We start from the raw sequence: 14225 nt of genomic DNA, 5'->3' as shown, positions 1-14225 counted from the left end.
GCGCTCAGCGCACCCGCCCCAGCAGATTGCGCCACCAGAGCTTGACGACCGAGGTGGGATACTCGACCAGCACCTTCAGGTTCGCCTTGGACTGGCCGAGCCGCCGGTTGACGAACGTGATGGGGATTTCCTTGAACGTGAAGCCGTGCTTCTGGCACTTCAGCAGCGTCTCGACGCCGACCGAGTAGGCGCGCGCGACGTAGTGCTCGAGGTCGATCGTCTCCAGCGCCTTGCGCCGGTAGCACTTGTACCCGCCGCTGGCGTCGTGTACGTGCACGCCGAGCACGAACCAGTTGACGAGGTTGATGACGCGACTGAAGAGGACATTGCGCGGCGTGCAGTTGACCTGCTTCCCACCCGGCACGTAGCGCGAGCCGATCGCCACGTCGGCCTCGCTTGCCGCCGCGACCAGTGCAGGCAGGTGCGCCGGGTCGTGCGAAAAGTCGGCGTCCATCTCGACGACCAGTGACACGTCGGGTCGGGCCAGCGCGAACTTGAAGCCCGCGATGCCGGCGCTGGCGCGCCCGCGCTCAGTGCGGCGATGCAGCGGATGAATGCGCGGCTCGCGGGCGGCGAATGCGTCGACCAGCGCGCCGGTGCCGTCCGGCGAGTTGTCGTCCACGACGACAATCTCCGCGTCGAGCGGCTGCGCCAGGATCTGCGTGATGAGCGCCTCGATATTGTCGCGCTCGTTGTAGGTTGGCACCATCACCATCACCTTAGGCATCGGCGTCCTTTCGCACCTGCATCCAGATCAGCCCGCCCCACAACAGCAACATGCCATACAGCTTATACGATTGCGCCAGCACCAGCGGCCAGGCGTCGAAATCGCCGCTGCGAAAGATCTCCTGGTTGGCCGGCGCGGTCAGCGCAACCGCCGCGCCCCACAGCAGCAGCAGGCCGCGCGAGCGTGTCGCAAGGGCGTAGGATAACACAACGGCCAACGGCAGCAAAGCCTGCGTTTCGTAATGCATCCATGAGGTCGGCAGGACGAGCAGCATCAGCACGATCGTCGCCGCGAACTGCGCGGCGTCGCGCTGATGGGACGTGCCGCCGCGCCGTTTGAGCGCGCTGAAGCCCATGACGCCGAGCGTGACGGCAACAAGCGCGCCGCTGACGGCGTACGACGGCCACTTCAACACATCGGCCTGGCCGGGCGCCGGCGCGTCGTTCCACAGCACCCCGTTCAACCGGTAAATGAAGCCGCCCACCGATTGGTTCTCCGGATTGCCGGTGTTCTCGCCGCCGCGCCCCGGCAACACCTCGGTAACGTAGCGCACATAGAGACCCGGCGGCGCGAGCAGCGCCGAAAGCGCGACGATCGCCACCGTGGCGAGCGCCATGCCGATCAGACCGCGCCAGCGCGCACGCAGTAGGAAGAACAGGCCGAGTGCGAGCGGGTGGAGCTTCGTCAGGCCCGCCACCGCAACGGCCGCGCCGGCGCGCACCAGTCCGCCGCGCTGCGCCCACACCAGCGCAACCAGCAGCAGCGCAAGTATCAGCACATCCAGCTGACCACCGGAGAGCGTGTCAATCACCGGCCGGTAGTTGAAGGCGGCCAGCAGGAAGGCATAGAAGCCGGGCGAACGCCACGCCAACCCGAAGGCGCGCAGCAAGCCGATCACGACCGCCACGTACAGCAGCATGTTCAGCGCGGCCCATGCCACGATCGCGCCGTGCAGGCCGAGCGGCAGGAACAGCGCCAGTGCCTGTGCGAACGCCGGCGGGTAGACGTACGAGTGCGCGTAGAGCGGGTTCTCGCGCACGATTGTGTAGTCGTACGGATCGAGTCCCGCCGCCAGCTTTTGCGCCGCCTCGAACATCGTCGTCACGTCGGTAAAGCGGCTGGTGCGCAGGAGGTCGAGACAGGTCGCGGCATAGTTCACCAGCGACAGGCCGACAGCCAACGCAGCGAGCGTCTCGCGCCAGCCGGTGCGCTGCCGGATGCGCGATCCGGCATATACCGTGAGCGCCGCCCATGCCGCAACCGGCGACCACACGGCGACCCACACACGCACAAGCGCCACGGCCAGCGCGAACGCGACGACAACCGCGCCGCCCGCCAGCCATGCGGCGAGCGGGTTGGCGAGTCTGGTGACGTGCGCCACGCCATACACCCCCCACGCGGCCAGCACGCACCAGAGCAACACCCATGCCGGCGGCCACAGCATGCCGCCCGCCGGCGACAGCTGCACGCCATACAGCGCCGCGCCGAGCGTGCGCAAATCGCTGGCTGGCACAAACGTTTCCGACGCGAGCGTGATCTCGACATCGCCGTCAGCGCCGATAGCTTCCGGTGGCAGGTCAAGCACGATGTCCTGCACGGCGCGTGTGGTCTGGAACTCGCCAAGCGACACACCATTGACGGCGACATGGACAACCGGTGTTGGAATGCCGGCCGGGCGCGGCCCGCTCAATGCCAGCGTCAGCCGGTACACCCCGCGCCCGATCCCGGCGAAGCGGATGTGTGTCTGCGCTTCAGTCCAGCGAAACTCGCGGCCGTTGCTGCGCTCCGGCGCGTGCAGACCGTCGAACGCAACGCCCGGCGTCGCCAGATCGTACACGGCGGGCTGGCGGTAATACGCCGGGAAGAGCGCGACGACAGCGAGCAGCGCCAGCCCGAGCGCTAGGCGCAATCGGGCAGCCATTGAGGTTAGATCAGCGCGCGACATGACAGGTTCCGGGCGCGCGCCGGGAAATTTCAAATTGGGGGCGAACCAGCACCTGAGCACTACAAGACGTCACTCCCGCGAAGGCGGGGGTCCAGGGGCAACACCTCTGGATGCCCGCGCTGGTCAGCGGCTTCCCGCCGCTGACCGTTAAGCGTCCGCTGGCGGGTAGCCAGCGGACAACGGGCATGACGTGTTGTTGTCCAAGCGTTTCTGCCAACTTCGCCCCGGAACTGAAATACACCTGCGCGCCGGTGGTGTTTGCCGGCAGGCGCATTTGCGCCGTACAATAGTGAGCGATAATCGGCAGGCAGTTCATATGAGGCTCGCTCGCTGCGGTCCACAGCACACCGCGAGAGGGAGCCACGCCATTATACGCTCAACGGCTGTCCCGGATGCAATCGGCCGGCCCGCGAAGGCATGTGCATGTCCACCATTCCATCCCGCACTGATCGTTTCGGCATGGCCAGCGTCCTGCTGTTGGCGCTGATCGTCTTCGCGTCCGCGTCCCAAGTACCATGGAGCGCCGGGTGGACACATGCGCGCGTGATGCTGACGGGGTTCCACGATCTTGAGGGCGTGCGCAGCGGGCGGCCATACCGCTGGACCGATAAAGAAGCCACGGCCTGGTTCCCCAGCACGGGCATCCAGGCACGCATGCTGCACGTTACATGGAACAGCCCGCGCCCGGGTGGGACGCCGCTGCCCACCGTGCGCGTGTCAGCCAACGGGCGGCTGCTTCAAACGTACACCGTGGGGGGCGGTGTGCAGACGGTGGCGATCGACATACCGCCCGACGTTCTCTGCCCATTGGGCGACCTAATGTTGGCGATCGATGCCGATACGTTCAGCACGCCGAGCGACCTGCGCACACTGGGTATCGCCATCTACGACATGCGGCTCGACCAACCGATAAACTTTGCGCCAGCATTGCCCGCGGCACTTCCCACGTTCTGGGGGTTGGCTGTGACCGGTCTGCTCTATGCGACGGCGCGCACACGCTCATCGCCGCGCATGGCATGGCTGGCATCAACAGCCGTCGCCATCCTGATCGGTGCGGGGTTTGCGGTTGACCGGCTGATAACGGGCGGCGTGCTGCCGTGGTTGGTGCTCGCCACCGCGCTCGTGTTCGTGCTGACGCACCGCGACTGACGGCACGACCTCACGCTTTGCGCAGCCACCATGCCCACAGCATGAGCACGCCTGTCTGCACGAGCGACAGCGCGATGCTCAGCGGGAACCATACGGCCTGCGCGATTGGAACGGCGGCGTATAGCGGTACCATCAGCGTCTGGTCGATCATGGCGTTGTTGAGGAACCCGCTGACCGCCAACACCCCGCTCAGCCACCACGCGCGCCGGTCGTGCGCCGCCAGCACGGCCAGCAGCGGGAACGTCGGGAACAGGTAGTTCTCGTGGATTTCCGTGGGCAGCACGAAGAACGCCAGCCCTACGAAGCCGGCAATCAGCGCCAGCCCGCCCGCCGAGCGCGTTCGCCAGGTGCGCCATGCGATCCAGCCATACGCCAGGCCAAAGAAGAGCGCCAGGCTGACGACGCGATACGATAGCGGCCCAATCAGCGGCAGCGTGTCGTTGACGTTCCACGCATCGCCCCAGCCGGCCAGCCACCAGATGTTGAACGCGTTGGCCGATATGCGCGGGCCGTGTCCGATCGTGGTCGAGACCGTGTGCATCAAATCGGGCAGCGTGCCGGCCAGCGCAAACGGCGCGAGCACGAGCGCCGACACGACCGCGCCGGCGGCCAACGTGCGCACGATCGGACGCCGCGCGGCGCGGCCGCGCCCCAACTGGCAGAGCATGCACAGCGCCAGAAACGGCGCGAACGCCGATGACTGCGGCTTGGTCAGCACGGCTAGCGCCGTGCCGATACCGAGGCCGAGCGGGTTGCGGGTCAGCAGGCCGACAACTGCCAGCGTCACATAGAACGCGTAGATTGGGTCGCCAAACTGGCCGTTGTACGCCGAGATATAGATGATCGCCGGATTCAGCGCAACCGCCGCGCCCGCCCACCACGCCACGCGCGCATCGCGCTGCCGCGCCACATAGGCCATGACGAGCACCGTGATCGCCATGTCGTACACGATGGTCGGCATCTTGATCAGGTAGTTGAGCGTCAGGCTGCCCGCGTACAGGTCGGGCGAGACAAAAGCCCGGTAGATCAGGCCAACGATCCAGAGATGGACGTGATGGAACGGCGGGTACGCGCCATACACGGGATCAAGCCCGTAGATCTGATCGATGCCGTAGCGGGTCGCCTGATCGAGCATCGCCTTGAAGGCGATGAAGTTGGACTCGTCGCCCGGTGCGGTGGCGATCAGCATGCGCAGCGCGAAGGCAACGAGGAAAAGCGCGGACGCGCGGCGATACGCGCGCAAGTCGCCCGCGAAGCGCCCCAGTCGTGCGGCGGCCTCGGTGGCCGCAAACGCGACGAGCAGCGTGAACAGCACGCGTGCGCTCGGCGGGGCCGCGACCACCCGCGCCGCAAAGAAGGCGAACACGGCGGCGACGATCAGGCTTAGATCGACGATGCGGGCGACACGCTCCGGCACCGCCAGCCGCCGCTGCCAGGCCGCGACGAGCACACTGCCGGCCGCCAGTGTCAGCGCGATCGGCACGGCGGGCGGGAACGGCGGCGCGCCCAACGGGAGCACATCGAGGCGGCTGACCATCACGCCGAGCTCACGGCCATCGTTGGGCGCGGAGTACGGCGTCGTCGCGAGCGTCACGTGCAGGTTGCCGCCGGCACCGGTCACGCCGGCATCCAGGTCGAACGCATACTCGGACGGCGTCGGGCCGATCTCCAGCGTCGCCAGCGGCTCGTCATTGACGCGCACGATGACCGGCACCGGAGCGGAACTGAACGAGCGCGGCGCCGCCAGCCGCAGGACCAACCGCACCGGCTGGCCGGGGAAGAGGTTAGGGAAGCGCGCATCAGCACGCCCCTCCGTCCAGCGATAGACGTTGGCGCCCTTGCCTTCCGGCGCATGAAAGCCTTCGAGCAGCGTGTCGTCGCTATGCACGGCAATAGCGATGCGGTATGGCTCAGTCTTCTGGTAGGCGAGCGTCATCGCCGCCAGGGCAATGAAGACGAGGGCGAGCAGCCAGCGAAGCGAGGCGGTGCGGGTAGTTTCAGGCACGGTAAGCGGGATTATCCACGAAGGAACACGAAGAAGCACCAAGCAAACAAAATGCGCTGAACTAGTTCATAGACCGCGAAGGTTTTGTTCGCGTTCATTCGCGTTATTCGCGGATAAGGGCTCTTGTCCACGAAGGAACACAAAGAAACACGAAGTTCTTTTGAGCTTCCTCTTTGTGTTCCTTCGTGTCTCTTCGTGGATAATTCTTTCGGCCTTACGCGCATGACCGTTGGTAGATTGGGTTAATATATGCTACACTTTTCACGCTATGGCAGATCGGACTAACATCGCGCTCATCGGGTGCGGCTACTGGGGCCCGAACCTCGCGCGCAACTTCAACCAGCTTAAAACCGCGCGACTGGCCGCGCTGTGCGACGCCGATATCGCCCGTGCGCGCGAACTGGCCGTATTCTATGCGCAAGCCCAGGCGGTCGCAAATGTGGATGCCGTGCTGGCCGACCCGGCCATCGACGGCGTCGCCATCGCCACGCCCGCCCGCACCCACTACGCGCTGGCGAAGCAGGCGCTGCTGGCTGGCAAGCACGTGCTCGTCGAGAAACCGCTGGCCATGAGCAGCGCCGAGGCGGCCGAACTGGCGGAGCTGGCGACCGCGCGCGGGCGCACGCTGATGGTCGGTCACACGTTCGAGTACAACCCGGCCGTCTGGAAGATGAAGGAACTGGTCGCCGCCGGCCAGATCGGGCAGGTCTACTACATTTACGCCAACCGCGTCAACCTCGGGCGCGTGCAGAGCGACATCAACGCGCTGTGGAGCATCGCGCCGCATGACGTGTCGATCGTGCTGCACCTGCTGGAGACGATGCCGCTGGAGGTGAGCGCGCGCGGCGCGTCTTACCTGCACAACGGCGTCGAGGACGTCATCTTCATGGTCATGACGTTCCCGGGCGGCATCATGGCGCACGTGCACGCCTCGTGGCTGGACCCCGGCAAGGTGCGGCGCATGACCGTCGTCGGCAGCGACAAGATGATCGTGTACGACGACGTGGACAACGAGGGCAAGATCAAGATTTACGACAAAGGCGCCTACCGCAAGGGCGACCCGAACTACGGCGAGTACCAGGTGCGGGTGCACAGCGGCGACATCCACATCCCGAAGATCGACATGACCGAGCCGCTGGCCAACGAATGCGCGCACTTCGTCGACTGCATCCGCAGCGGCAAGCCGCCGCGCACCGACGGCGCGAACGGGCTGCGCACCGTGCGCGTGCTCGAAGCGGCCCAGCACTCGCTGGAACGCAACGGCGAGGCGGTGCGCTTGTAGGGGTGACGCTGGCCGTCGCCCGTTCCCTCCCCATTGAATGACAACCTACCATCTGTACCCTAATGTTATCCTCGGCGCTGGCGCTATCGTCGGCGACTATGTCGTGATCGGCGAGCCGCCGCGCGGGCGCGAGCAGGGCGAGCTGCCGACGCTGATCGGCGCGCGTGCGAACATCCGCTCGCACACGGTCATCTACGCGGGCAACCTGATCGGCGACGGCTTCCAGACCGGCCACGGCGCGCTCATCCGCGAGGAGAATGAGATCGGCGACGATGTCAGCATCGGCTCGCACACGATTGTCGAGCACCACGTCGTCATCAAGCGCGGTGTGCGCCTGCATTCCGGGGTGTTCGTGCCGGAGTACTCCATCCTCGAAGAAGAGTGCTGGCTGGGACCGCATGTGGTCGTGACCAACGCCCGCTACCCGCGCTCGCCGAACGTCAAAGAGGAGCTGCGCGGCGCGCACATCATGGCGCGCGCCAAGATCGGCGCGAACGCCACGCTGCTGCCCGGCATCACGATCGGCGCGGATGCGCTGGTCGGCGCGGGCGCGGTCGTGGTGGATGACGTGCCGCCGGGCGCGGTCGTGGCCGGCAATCCGGCCCGCATCGTGAAATGGATCAAGGACATTGACGCGTATGAGCATCCCGCTGGTTGACCTCAAGGCGCAGTACGCCTCCATCAAGCCGGAGATCGACGACGCCATCGCGCGCGTGATCGCCAAGACGCAGTTCATCCAGGGCGAGGAAGTGCGCGCGTTCGAGCGCGAGTTCGCGGCGTTCTGCAAGGCGAAGCACAGCATCGGCATGGCCTCCGGCACGGCGGCGATCCACCTGGCGCTGATGCTGGCCGGCGTGGAACACGGCGACGAGGTCATCACGACCACGATGACGTTCACCGCCAGCGCCGAGCCGATCGTGTATATGGGCGCGAAGCCGGTCCTGCTCGACATCGACCCGCGCACGTACAACCTCGATCCGCGCAAGCTGGAAGCGGCGATCACGCCGCGCACCAAGGTCATCATGCCGGTGCACCTGTACGGGCAGCCGGCGGAAATGGACGAGATTCTCGCCATTGCGAAGAAGCACAACCTGTTTGTGCTGGAAGACGCGGCGCAGGCGCACGGCGCGGAGTACCGCGGCACGCGCATCGGCAACCTGGGCCACGCGGCGATCTTCTCGTTCTACCCGGGCAAGAACCTCGGCGCGTACGGCGACGCCGGCGCGATCGTGACCAATGACGACGAGTTCGCCGCCCGCGCGCGCATGATGGCCGACCACGGCCGCACCGAGAAGTACACGCACGCCAAGATCGGCTTCGGCTACCGGCTCGACTCGCTGCAGGCGGCGATCCTGCGCGCCAAGCTGCCGCACCTCGAAGCGTGGAACGACGCGCGGCGCGCGCATGTGCGCCGCTACAATGAACTGCTCGCCGGGCTGGACCTCGTCACGCCGTACGAGCCGGAGTATGTGCGCGCGGTCTATCACATCTACGCCGTGCGGCTCGCCCGCCGCGATGAGGTGGCGAAGCAGTTGAAGGCGAAGGGGGTCGAGACCGGCATCCACTACCCGATCCCGCTGCACATGCAACCGGCCTACGCGCACCTCGGGTACAAAGAAGGCGATTTCCCGGTGGCCGAGGAACTGGCGCGCACCGAGCTTTCGCTGCCGATGTATTCCGAGATGACCGAGGCGCAGATGCAGACCGTCGTGGATGCGTTGAAAGATGTTTTGATGTAGGGGCGAAGCATTTTGCGCATTGGCGTGCCATTCTGCCGTTGCTGTCGGCGCAAACTGCTTCGCCCCTACCATGCCCCCAACCATGACCACACGCACCGCATGGCGCGGCAAGCGCGTCCTGATCACCGGCGGGCTCGGCTTCATCGGCAGCAACCTCGCGCACCGGCTTGTCGGGCTGGGCGCTGACGTCGCACTGGTGGACAGCCTGCACCCGGAGTGCGGTGGCAACTGGGCAAATCTCGCCGGTATCCGCCCCCGCGTACGCGCCGAGACGTTCGACCTGGCCGAGATGGAGAAGCTGGCGTGGATGGTGGCCGGACGCGACGCCATCTTCAACCTCGCCGGCAACGTCAGTCATATCGACTCGATGCGCGCGCCGCTGGACGACGAGCGCGCCAACGTCACGGCGCACATCGCCCTGCTGGAGACGGTACGCGCGATCAACCCGGCTGCGAAGATCGTGTACGCCGGGACGCGGCAAGTGTACGGCAAGCCGCAGTATCTGCCGGTCGACGAGAAGCACCCGGCGCACCCGACCGACGTGAACGGCGCGCACAAACTGGCCGCCGAGCACCTGCACCTCGTCTACGCGCGCGCCCACGGCCTGCACGCGACTATCCTGCGGCTCACGAACACGTACGGCCCGCGCATGCTGATGCGCCACAATCGGCAGGGGTTCATCGCGTGGTTCGTGCGCCAGGCGCTGGACGGCGAAACGATCAAGCTGTTCGGCGGCGGCGGGCAGACGCGCGACCTCGACTACGTCGACGATGTCGTGAATGCGTTCCTGCTGGCAGCCGCGGGCGAGCAGACCAGCGGCGAGGTATACAACCTCGGCGGCGGCGAGCCGGTCACGCTCAAGGCGATTGCGCAACTGCTGTGCGAACTCTGCCCGCAGGCGAAGCTCCGCAGCGTGCCGTTCCCGGCGGAGAAGAAGGCGATCGACATTGGCGACTACCGCGCCGACGCGAGTAAGTTCCGCGCCGCCACCGGTTGGCGCGCGAAGACGCCGCTGCGCACCGGCCTGGAGCGGATGGTGGCATACTACACGAAACACAAGGCCGATTACTGGGGAGAATGTGAACAGTGAGCAGTAGCAGACCCTACTGTTCACCGTTCACTGTTCACTCTGTTCTGACTACCGGCTACTGACATCTGACTACTAATGATCCCCTTTCTCGACCTCAAAGCGCAGTACGCCGCGATCCAGCCCGAAATCGATGCGGCGATTCGCGACGTGTTCGCATCCGGCCGCTATATCCTCGGCACACAGGTCGAGGCGTTCGAGCGCGAGTTTGCCGCGTACTGTGGCGCGAAGCACGGCGTTGGCGTCGGGTCAGGCACCGAGGCGATCCATATCGCCCTGCTCGCCTGCGGCATCGGCCCCGGCGACGAAGTCATCACGGTGCCGAATACGGCGATCGCGACGATCGCCGCAATCGAGCAGACCGGTGCGCGGCCGGTGCTGGCCGACGTGGACGCTACACGCTCGCTCGACCCGATGGCGTTCGAGGCCGCGATCACGGCGCGCACGCGCGCGGTTGTGCCGGTGCACCTGTACGGGGCGCCCGCCGACCTCGATCCGATCAGTGCTATCGCGCGGCGGCACAACCTGCGCGTCATCGAAGACGCGGCGCAGGCGCACGGTGCGACCTATAACGGGCGGCGCGTCGGCGGCATCGGTGACCTCGGCTGCTTCTCGTTCTACCCGACGAAGAACCTCGGCGCGTACGGCGACGGCGGGCTGATCACAACGAACGATGATGCGCTGGCCGACCGGCTGCGGTTGTTGCGCCAGTACGGCTGGCGCACGCGCGACCACAGTGTCCTGCGCGGGCTCAACTCGCGGCTCGACGAGATGCAGGCGGCGATCCTGCGCGTCAAGCTGCGCCACCTCGACGCGTGGAACGCACGCCGCCGCGCCCTGGCTGCCGCATACGACCGCGCCCTGCCCGACACGATCGTGAAGCCGCCGCGCCCGGCCGGACGCGAAGCGGTCTATCACCTCTATGTGATTGAGTCGCCGCAGCGTGACGCGCTGCGCGCGCACCTCAAGGCGCGCGGCATCGAGACGCTGATCCACTATCCAATCCCGGCGCACCAGCAGGAAGCATACACGGACATGGACTGGGGCGCGTTCCCCGTTTCCGAGCAACTGGCCGGACGCATCTTCTCCCTGCCGCTCTACCCGGAGATGGATGAGGCGGTCATCGGGCAGGTCGCGGAGGCGATACGAGCGTTTAAGTGATTGTGAAATGCGAGCAGTGCAAGACCAAACCCTCAGCCGCGGAACATAGCGAAGAATACCCAATCGAATACCCCCGCTATTCTGCATGTTTCGTTCTTGAGATTGCCGCGTGCTGCCAGGGACAGGCGGCGGAGGATATAGAGAACAAATGGACACGGAACTGCTCTTTCGGGCGATGTTCGCGTTCATCTTCGCGGCGATGATAATTGTCTCCGGCTACTATCGCCGCAAGGCGCGCGCCGAGGGCGGCACCATCCCCCGCCGCGCTGAAGGCGGGCTGGCACTGCTCCTGCGTCTCTGCCTGGCGGTGCCGCTCCTGTTTGTCATACTGCTGTACGTGTTTGCGCCGAGCTGGCTGGACTGGGCGAGACTTTCCCTGCCCCTCTGGGCGCGCTGGGCGGCGGCTTTCGCCGGCTTCGCCTGCCTCCCGCTGATCGTGTGGGTCTTCCGCAGCATCGGCAAGAACATCTCCGAGACCGTGCTCACCAAACAGACGCACCAACTGGTGACCATTGGCCCCTACCGCTGGATCCGCCACCCGCTCTACACCTTCGCATTGCTGGCGCTCTTCGCGCTGAGTGCACTGGCAGATAGCGGGCTCCTGCTTGGCCTGGCATTGGTCGGGGTCGTCGCCTTCCGCTTCGTGGTCATCCCGAAGGAGGAGGCCAACCTGATCAAGGTGTTCGGCCCGGCATACGAAGCCTACCGCCGGACGACTGGCGCGATGCTGCCGCGGCTGAGGCCGTAGGCACAGGCAGGAAGCCGGTCTTGGGTGCGTACCCGTCTCCGAGCAGCTGACCAGGCGCTTCTTCTCGCTACCGCTGTAGACGGAGATGGATGAGGTGGCCGTTGAGCAGTTGGCGGAGGCCATGCGAGAATCCAGGATATCTCCACGCTTGTTTCAAGCCAACCGCTCTGCTTGCACAGCAACATTGCCTCGAAGCCCGCGCACTAGTATAATCGCGTCGATACTTTGTGAAGGGAGGCGCATCCTAGCACGAGAAGCAAGCGTGCAATAGCTAGTGCGACTTGACGCTCGATCAAGAAATGCAAGGCCGGCGAACGCGGATGCCGTATCTCTTCTTTGGTTGTGTCATGTCGTATAATGAATAGCAGGGGGCATTATGAACACAGCAAATCCGCATCCTACATTCACTAATCCCACGATACAGGAAGCATTGTGCGAGATACACTTCCGCCTGCCAGAAAATGTGGAATGGAAACCGACGCTATTCGGAGAGGTATTCAAGCAAATCCAGCAAGACTTTCCGGAGTTAGAGCCTCTTATGCAAGTTGGATTTCGTTTCCAGGTCGGCGCGAAAGGCGTAGGGCAAGAAGTATCTCAACCGCAACCGCGAATGCGTTATCGGCATGCAAACCGCAACCTCTTGCTGCAGTTGTCAGCGACTATTCTCACGGTCAATGTTCTGCCACGCTATGACGGTTGGGATCAAATGAGTCGAGATGTTCTAGACGGATGGGAACGGGTGAGCCGCATCGTATCACCGGCGATGATCACGCGGGTAGGTCTGAGATACATTAATCGCATCGAGCGCAGTGGTCCGGGTCAAACATTAGGCGACTGGCTGAAAGCAAACGACTATGTGCCCGGGGCCATCTTGTCGTCAATGTCTGGCTTCTTTGCACGCGTCGAAGCTTCACCAGAGACTAATAGACGCCTAGTAGTCACGGTTGGTGAGATAGCGAGATCAGACCAATCGGGTGCCGATATCATACTTGACTTAGATTCCATCATCGAGAAGGAGATGAGTCCGACAGTAGACACTATTGCCCCAATAATCAATGTACTGCACGATGCTATTTGGCAAGTGTTCGCTACCTCAATGACTCCGAAACTAGAGCAATTGCTAACTGGAGACAAATGAGCGTAGCAACCATCTATGCCGACAATTCGGCATCAAGCCCTTTGAATACGTGGCTGTACCACCTGCTGAGTTCCGTTAGTCCCACGCCCGAGGCGCAGACATTTGATGTAGCCGATAGCGGAACCGCCTTGTTTGACGAGCGGTACAGTCGTCAGTTACATCAGCGAATCTCGCCTGAAGATGAATGGGTCATATCATCTGAAACTATCAACCGCGCCCGAAAAATGCGTGGTGAAATCTCAAGAGATATGACAACAGAATCCATTGATTTTGACGCCGCTATCCGCCTCCTTCGGTTGTGGCAAGAGGGTGATGAAAACGAACAGCGTGATACTTGGGAATTCCTGCAACTGTCTCTGGATCAGGATCGTCTCTCTGATCGAAAACTTTTTCCATGAGCCTAATCGTTTTCCTTGACGCAGGCCCATTGGGTATGGTTACTAATCCGCGTGCTGGGTCGGATAATGAGGCTTGCGCCAGGTGGCTGGAAGCATTGTTGACAAGGCGCATCCACGTAGTAGTCCCCGAAATTGCAGACTACGAAGTGCGCCGCGAATTGATGCGCGCCCGAAAAAGCGCGGGCATCAAGCGGCTAGATGATCTAAAGCGCGTGATCGCCTATCAGGGGTTGACAACACCTATTATGCTTCTGGCGGCTCAGCTTTGGGCCGAAGCACGCCAGCGCGGGCTCCCAACTGCCGATGATCGAGTGCTAGATGCCGATGTTATTTTGGCGGCACAAGCGCGGCTCGCTCCTATCGCGAACGAAGATGACCAAGTCGTGGTTGCGACGACGAATGTCAGGCATTTAGAAAGGTTTGTTCTGGCACAACTTTGGAAAGATGTCCATTGACCACCTTTCGATGCGGCAATTCGTTCACCAAGAGCAGCATGCCAAATTGACGGCGAGTGCACTTGTTGGACATAGTGAGAGAGCGGTTAGCGCTCACACCACCGTACCATCGATTTGGCTTCAGTTCTGACTGCATTCATGTTGTGGCGAAAGTGAGTTCACGCCGCAGATGCCCCATTCTGAAACATGTCCATGATGTAGCCCGCCACTTCACTCCCGCTTTCCCGCCATTCTGCGGTAAACTGATAGGCTCAGTAGATCCAAAATTCATAAGCGCGGGGCGACGGTAGCGTGAATGACGTTGACGACGCCATAGATCGCTTCCAGTTCGCGCCGGATGAACCGGAGAAAGCGTGTCAGTTGGAAGCGCTTGGTATCGAGCCAACGCCGA

At 63.9% G+C, this 14225-nt stretch carries 13 protein-coding genes; 10 read left to right on the top strand and 3 right to left on the bottom strand.

Annotated elements, in window-relative coordinates; translation table 11 throughout:
- Window positions 1-4: 4 nt before the first annotated feature.
- Window positions 5-727, bottom strand: coding sequence for a polyprenol monophosphomannose synthase (locus tag HZB53_06870; GenBank protein ID MBI5877354.1), 723 nt, complete (start codon window positions 725-727; stop codon window positions 5-7).
- Window positions 720-2648: a DUF2029 domain-containing protein gene (locus tag HZB53_06865; GenBank protein ID MBI5877353.1), complete on the bottom strand. Its 1929-nt coding sequence runs from the start codon at window positions 2646-2648 to the stop codon at window positions 720-722. Before HZB53_06865 ends, HZB53_06870 begins: the two co-directional genes overlap by 8 nt.
- Window positions 2649-3095: 447 nt before the next feature.
- Here HZB53_06865 and HZB53_06860 point away from each other — a divergent pair, with 447 nt between their 5' ends.
- A complete protein-coding gene (locus HZB53_06860; protein MBI5877352.1) occupies window positions 3096-3821 on the top strand; it encodes a hypothetical protein in 726 nt (241 codons plus the stop codon).
- A gap of 10 nt (window positions 3822-3831) precedes the next feature.
- Here HZB53_06860 and HZB53_06855 read toward each other — a convergent pair whose 3' ends face one another.
- A complete protein-coding gene (locus HZB53_06855) occupies window positions 3832-5826 on the bottom strand; it encodes a hypothetical protein (GenBank protein MBI5877351.1) in 1995 nt (664 codons plus the stop codon).
- 268 nt (window positions 5827-6094) lie between these two features.
- Here HZB53_06855 and HZB53_06850 point away from each other — a divergent pair, with 268 nt between their 5' ends.
- The 9 genes from HZB53_06850 to HZB53_06810 all read left to right on the top strand — a co-directional run bounded on the left by HZB53_06850 (window position 6095) and on the right by HZB53_06810 (window position 13834).
- Window positions 6095-7108: a Gfo/Idh/MocA family oxidoreductase gene (locus tag HZB53_06850; protein MBI5877350.1), complete on the top strand. Its 1014-nt coding sequence runs from the start codon at window positions 6095-6097 to the stop codon at window positions 7106-7108.
- Window positions 7109-7145: 37 nt separating this feature from the next.
- Complete coding sequence (locus tag HZB53_06845) at window positions 7146-7766, top strand: transferase (protein ID MBI5877349.1); 621 nt, start codon at window positions 7146-7148, stop codon at window positions 7764-7766.
- On the top strand, window positions 7747-8847 hold the full coding sequence (locus HZB53_06840; protein ID MBI5877348.1) for a DegT/DnrJ/EryC1/StrS family aminotransferase: 1101 nt from the start codon (window positions 7747-7749) through the stop codon (window positions 8845-8847). Before HZB53_06845 ends, HZB53_06840 begins: the two co-directional genes overlap by 20 nt.
- 82 nt (window positions 8848-8929) lie before the next feature.
- Window positions 8930-9937: an NAD-dependent epimerase/dehydratase family protein gene (locus HZB53_06835; GenBank protein MBI5877347.1), complete on the top strand. Its 1008-nt coding sequence runs from the start codon at window positions 8930-8932 to the stop codon at window positions 9935-9937.
- Window positions 9938-10012: 75 nt separating this feature from the next.
- A complete protein-coding gene (locus HZB53_06830) occupies window positions 10013-11095 on the top strand; it encodes a DegT/DnrJ/EryC1/StrS family aminotransferase (protein MBI5877346.1) in 1083 nt (360 codons plus the stop codon).
- A gap of 148 nt (window positions 11096-11243) precedes the next feature.
- Window positions 11244-11843: an isoprenylcysteine carboxylmethyltransferase family protein gene (locus tag HZB53_06825; protein ID MBI5877345.1), complete on the top strand. Its 600-nt coding sequence runs from the start codon at window positions 11244-11246 to the stop codon at window positions 11841-11843.
- A gap of 376 nt (window positions 11844-12219) precedes the next feature.
- Complete coding sequence (locus HZB53_06820; protein MBI5877344.1) at window positions 12220-12981, top strand: TIGR04255 family protein; 762 nt, start codon at window positions 12220-12222, stop codon at window positions 12979-12981.
- On the top strand, window positions 12978-13379 hold the full coding sequence (locus HZB53_06815; GenBank protein MBI5877343.1) for a hypothetical protein: 402 nt from the start codon (window positions 12978-12980) through the stop codon (window positions 13377-13379). Before HZB53_06820 ends, HZB53_06815 begins: the two co-directional genes overlap by 4 nt.
- On the top strand, window positions 13376-13834 hold the full coding sequence (locus HZB53_06810) for a nucleic acid-binding protein (protein ID MBI5877342.1): 459 nt from the start codon (window positions 13376-13378) through the stop codon (window positions 13832-13834). The genes HZB53_06815 and HZB53_06810 overlap by 4 nt, the downstream gene beginning before the upstream one ends.
- Window positions 13835-14225: the final 391 nt, after the last annotated feature.

It is taken from the genome of Chloroflexota bacterium, assembly GCA_016235055.1.
Taxonomy (GTDB): domain Bacteria; phylum Chloroflexota; class Anaerolineae; order JACRMK01; family JACRMK01; genus JACRMK01.
Note: the sequence above shows the minus strand (reverse complement) of the source record. Positions and strands in the feature narration are given on the sequence as shown.

What these genes read in the sequence shown, in the direction of transcription:
- HZB53_06865 (MBI5877353.1), bottom strand. Translation starts at nt 2,648, where the DNA reads ATGGCTGCCCGATTGCGCCTAGCGCTCGGGCTGGCGCTGCTCGCTGTC.
- HZB53_06820 (MBI5877344.1), top strand. Translation starts at nt 12,220, where the DNA reads ATGAACACAGCAAATCCGCATCCTACATTCACTAATCCCACGATACAG.
- HZB53_06860 (MBI5877352.1), top strand. Translation starts at nt 3,096, where the DNA reads ATGTCCACCATTCCATCCCGCACTGATCGTTTCGGCATGGCCAGCGTC.
- HZB53_06815 (MBI5877343.1), top strand. Translation starts at nt 12,978, where the DNA reads ATGAGCGTAGCAACCATCTATGCCGACAATTCGGCATCAAGCCCTTTG.
- HZB53_06825 (MBI5877345.1), top strand. Translation starts at nt 11,244, where the DNA reads ATGGACACGGAACTGCTCTTTCGGGCGATGTTCGCGTTCATCTTCGCG.
- HZB53_06835 (MBI5877347.1), top strand. Translation starts at nt 8,930, where the DNA reads ATGACCACACGCACCGCATGGCGCGGCAAGCGCGTCCTGATCACCGGC.
- HZB53_06810 (MBI5877342.1), top strand. Translation starts at nt 13,376, where the DNA reads ATGAGCCTAATCGTTTTCCTTGACGCAGGCCCATTGGGTATGGTTACT.
- HZB53_06840 (MBI5877348.1), top strand. Translation starts at nt 7,747, where the DNA reads ATGAGCATCCCGCTGGTTGACCTCAAGGCGCAGTACGCCTCCATCAAG.
- HZB53_06850 (MBI5877350.1), top strand. Translation starts at nt 6,095, where the DNA reads ATGGCAGATCGGACTAACATCGCGCTCATCGGGTGCGGCTACTGGGGC.
- HZB53_06870 (MBI5877354.1), bottom strand. Translation starts at nt 727, where the DNA reads ATGCCTAAGGTGATGGTGATGGTGCCAACCTACAACGAGCGCGACAAT.
- HZB53_06830 (MBI5877346.1), top strand. Translation starts at nt 10,013, where the DNA reads ATGATCCCCTTTCTCGACCTCAAAGCGCAGTACGCCGCGATCCAGCCC.
- HZB53_06845 (MBI5877349.1), top strand. Translation starts at nt 7,146, where the DNA reads ATGACAACCTACCATCTGTACCCTAATGTTATCCTCGGCGCTGGCGCT.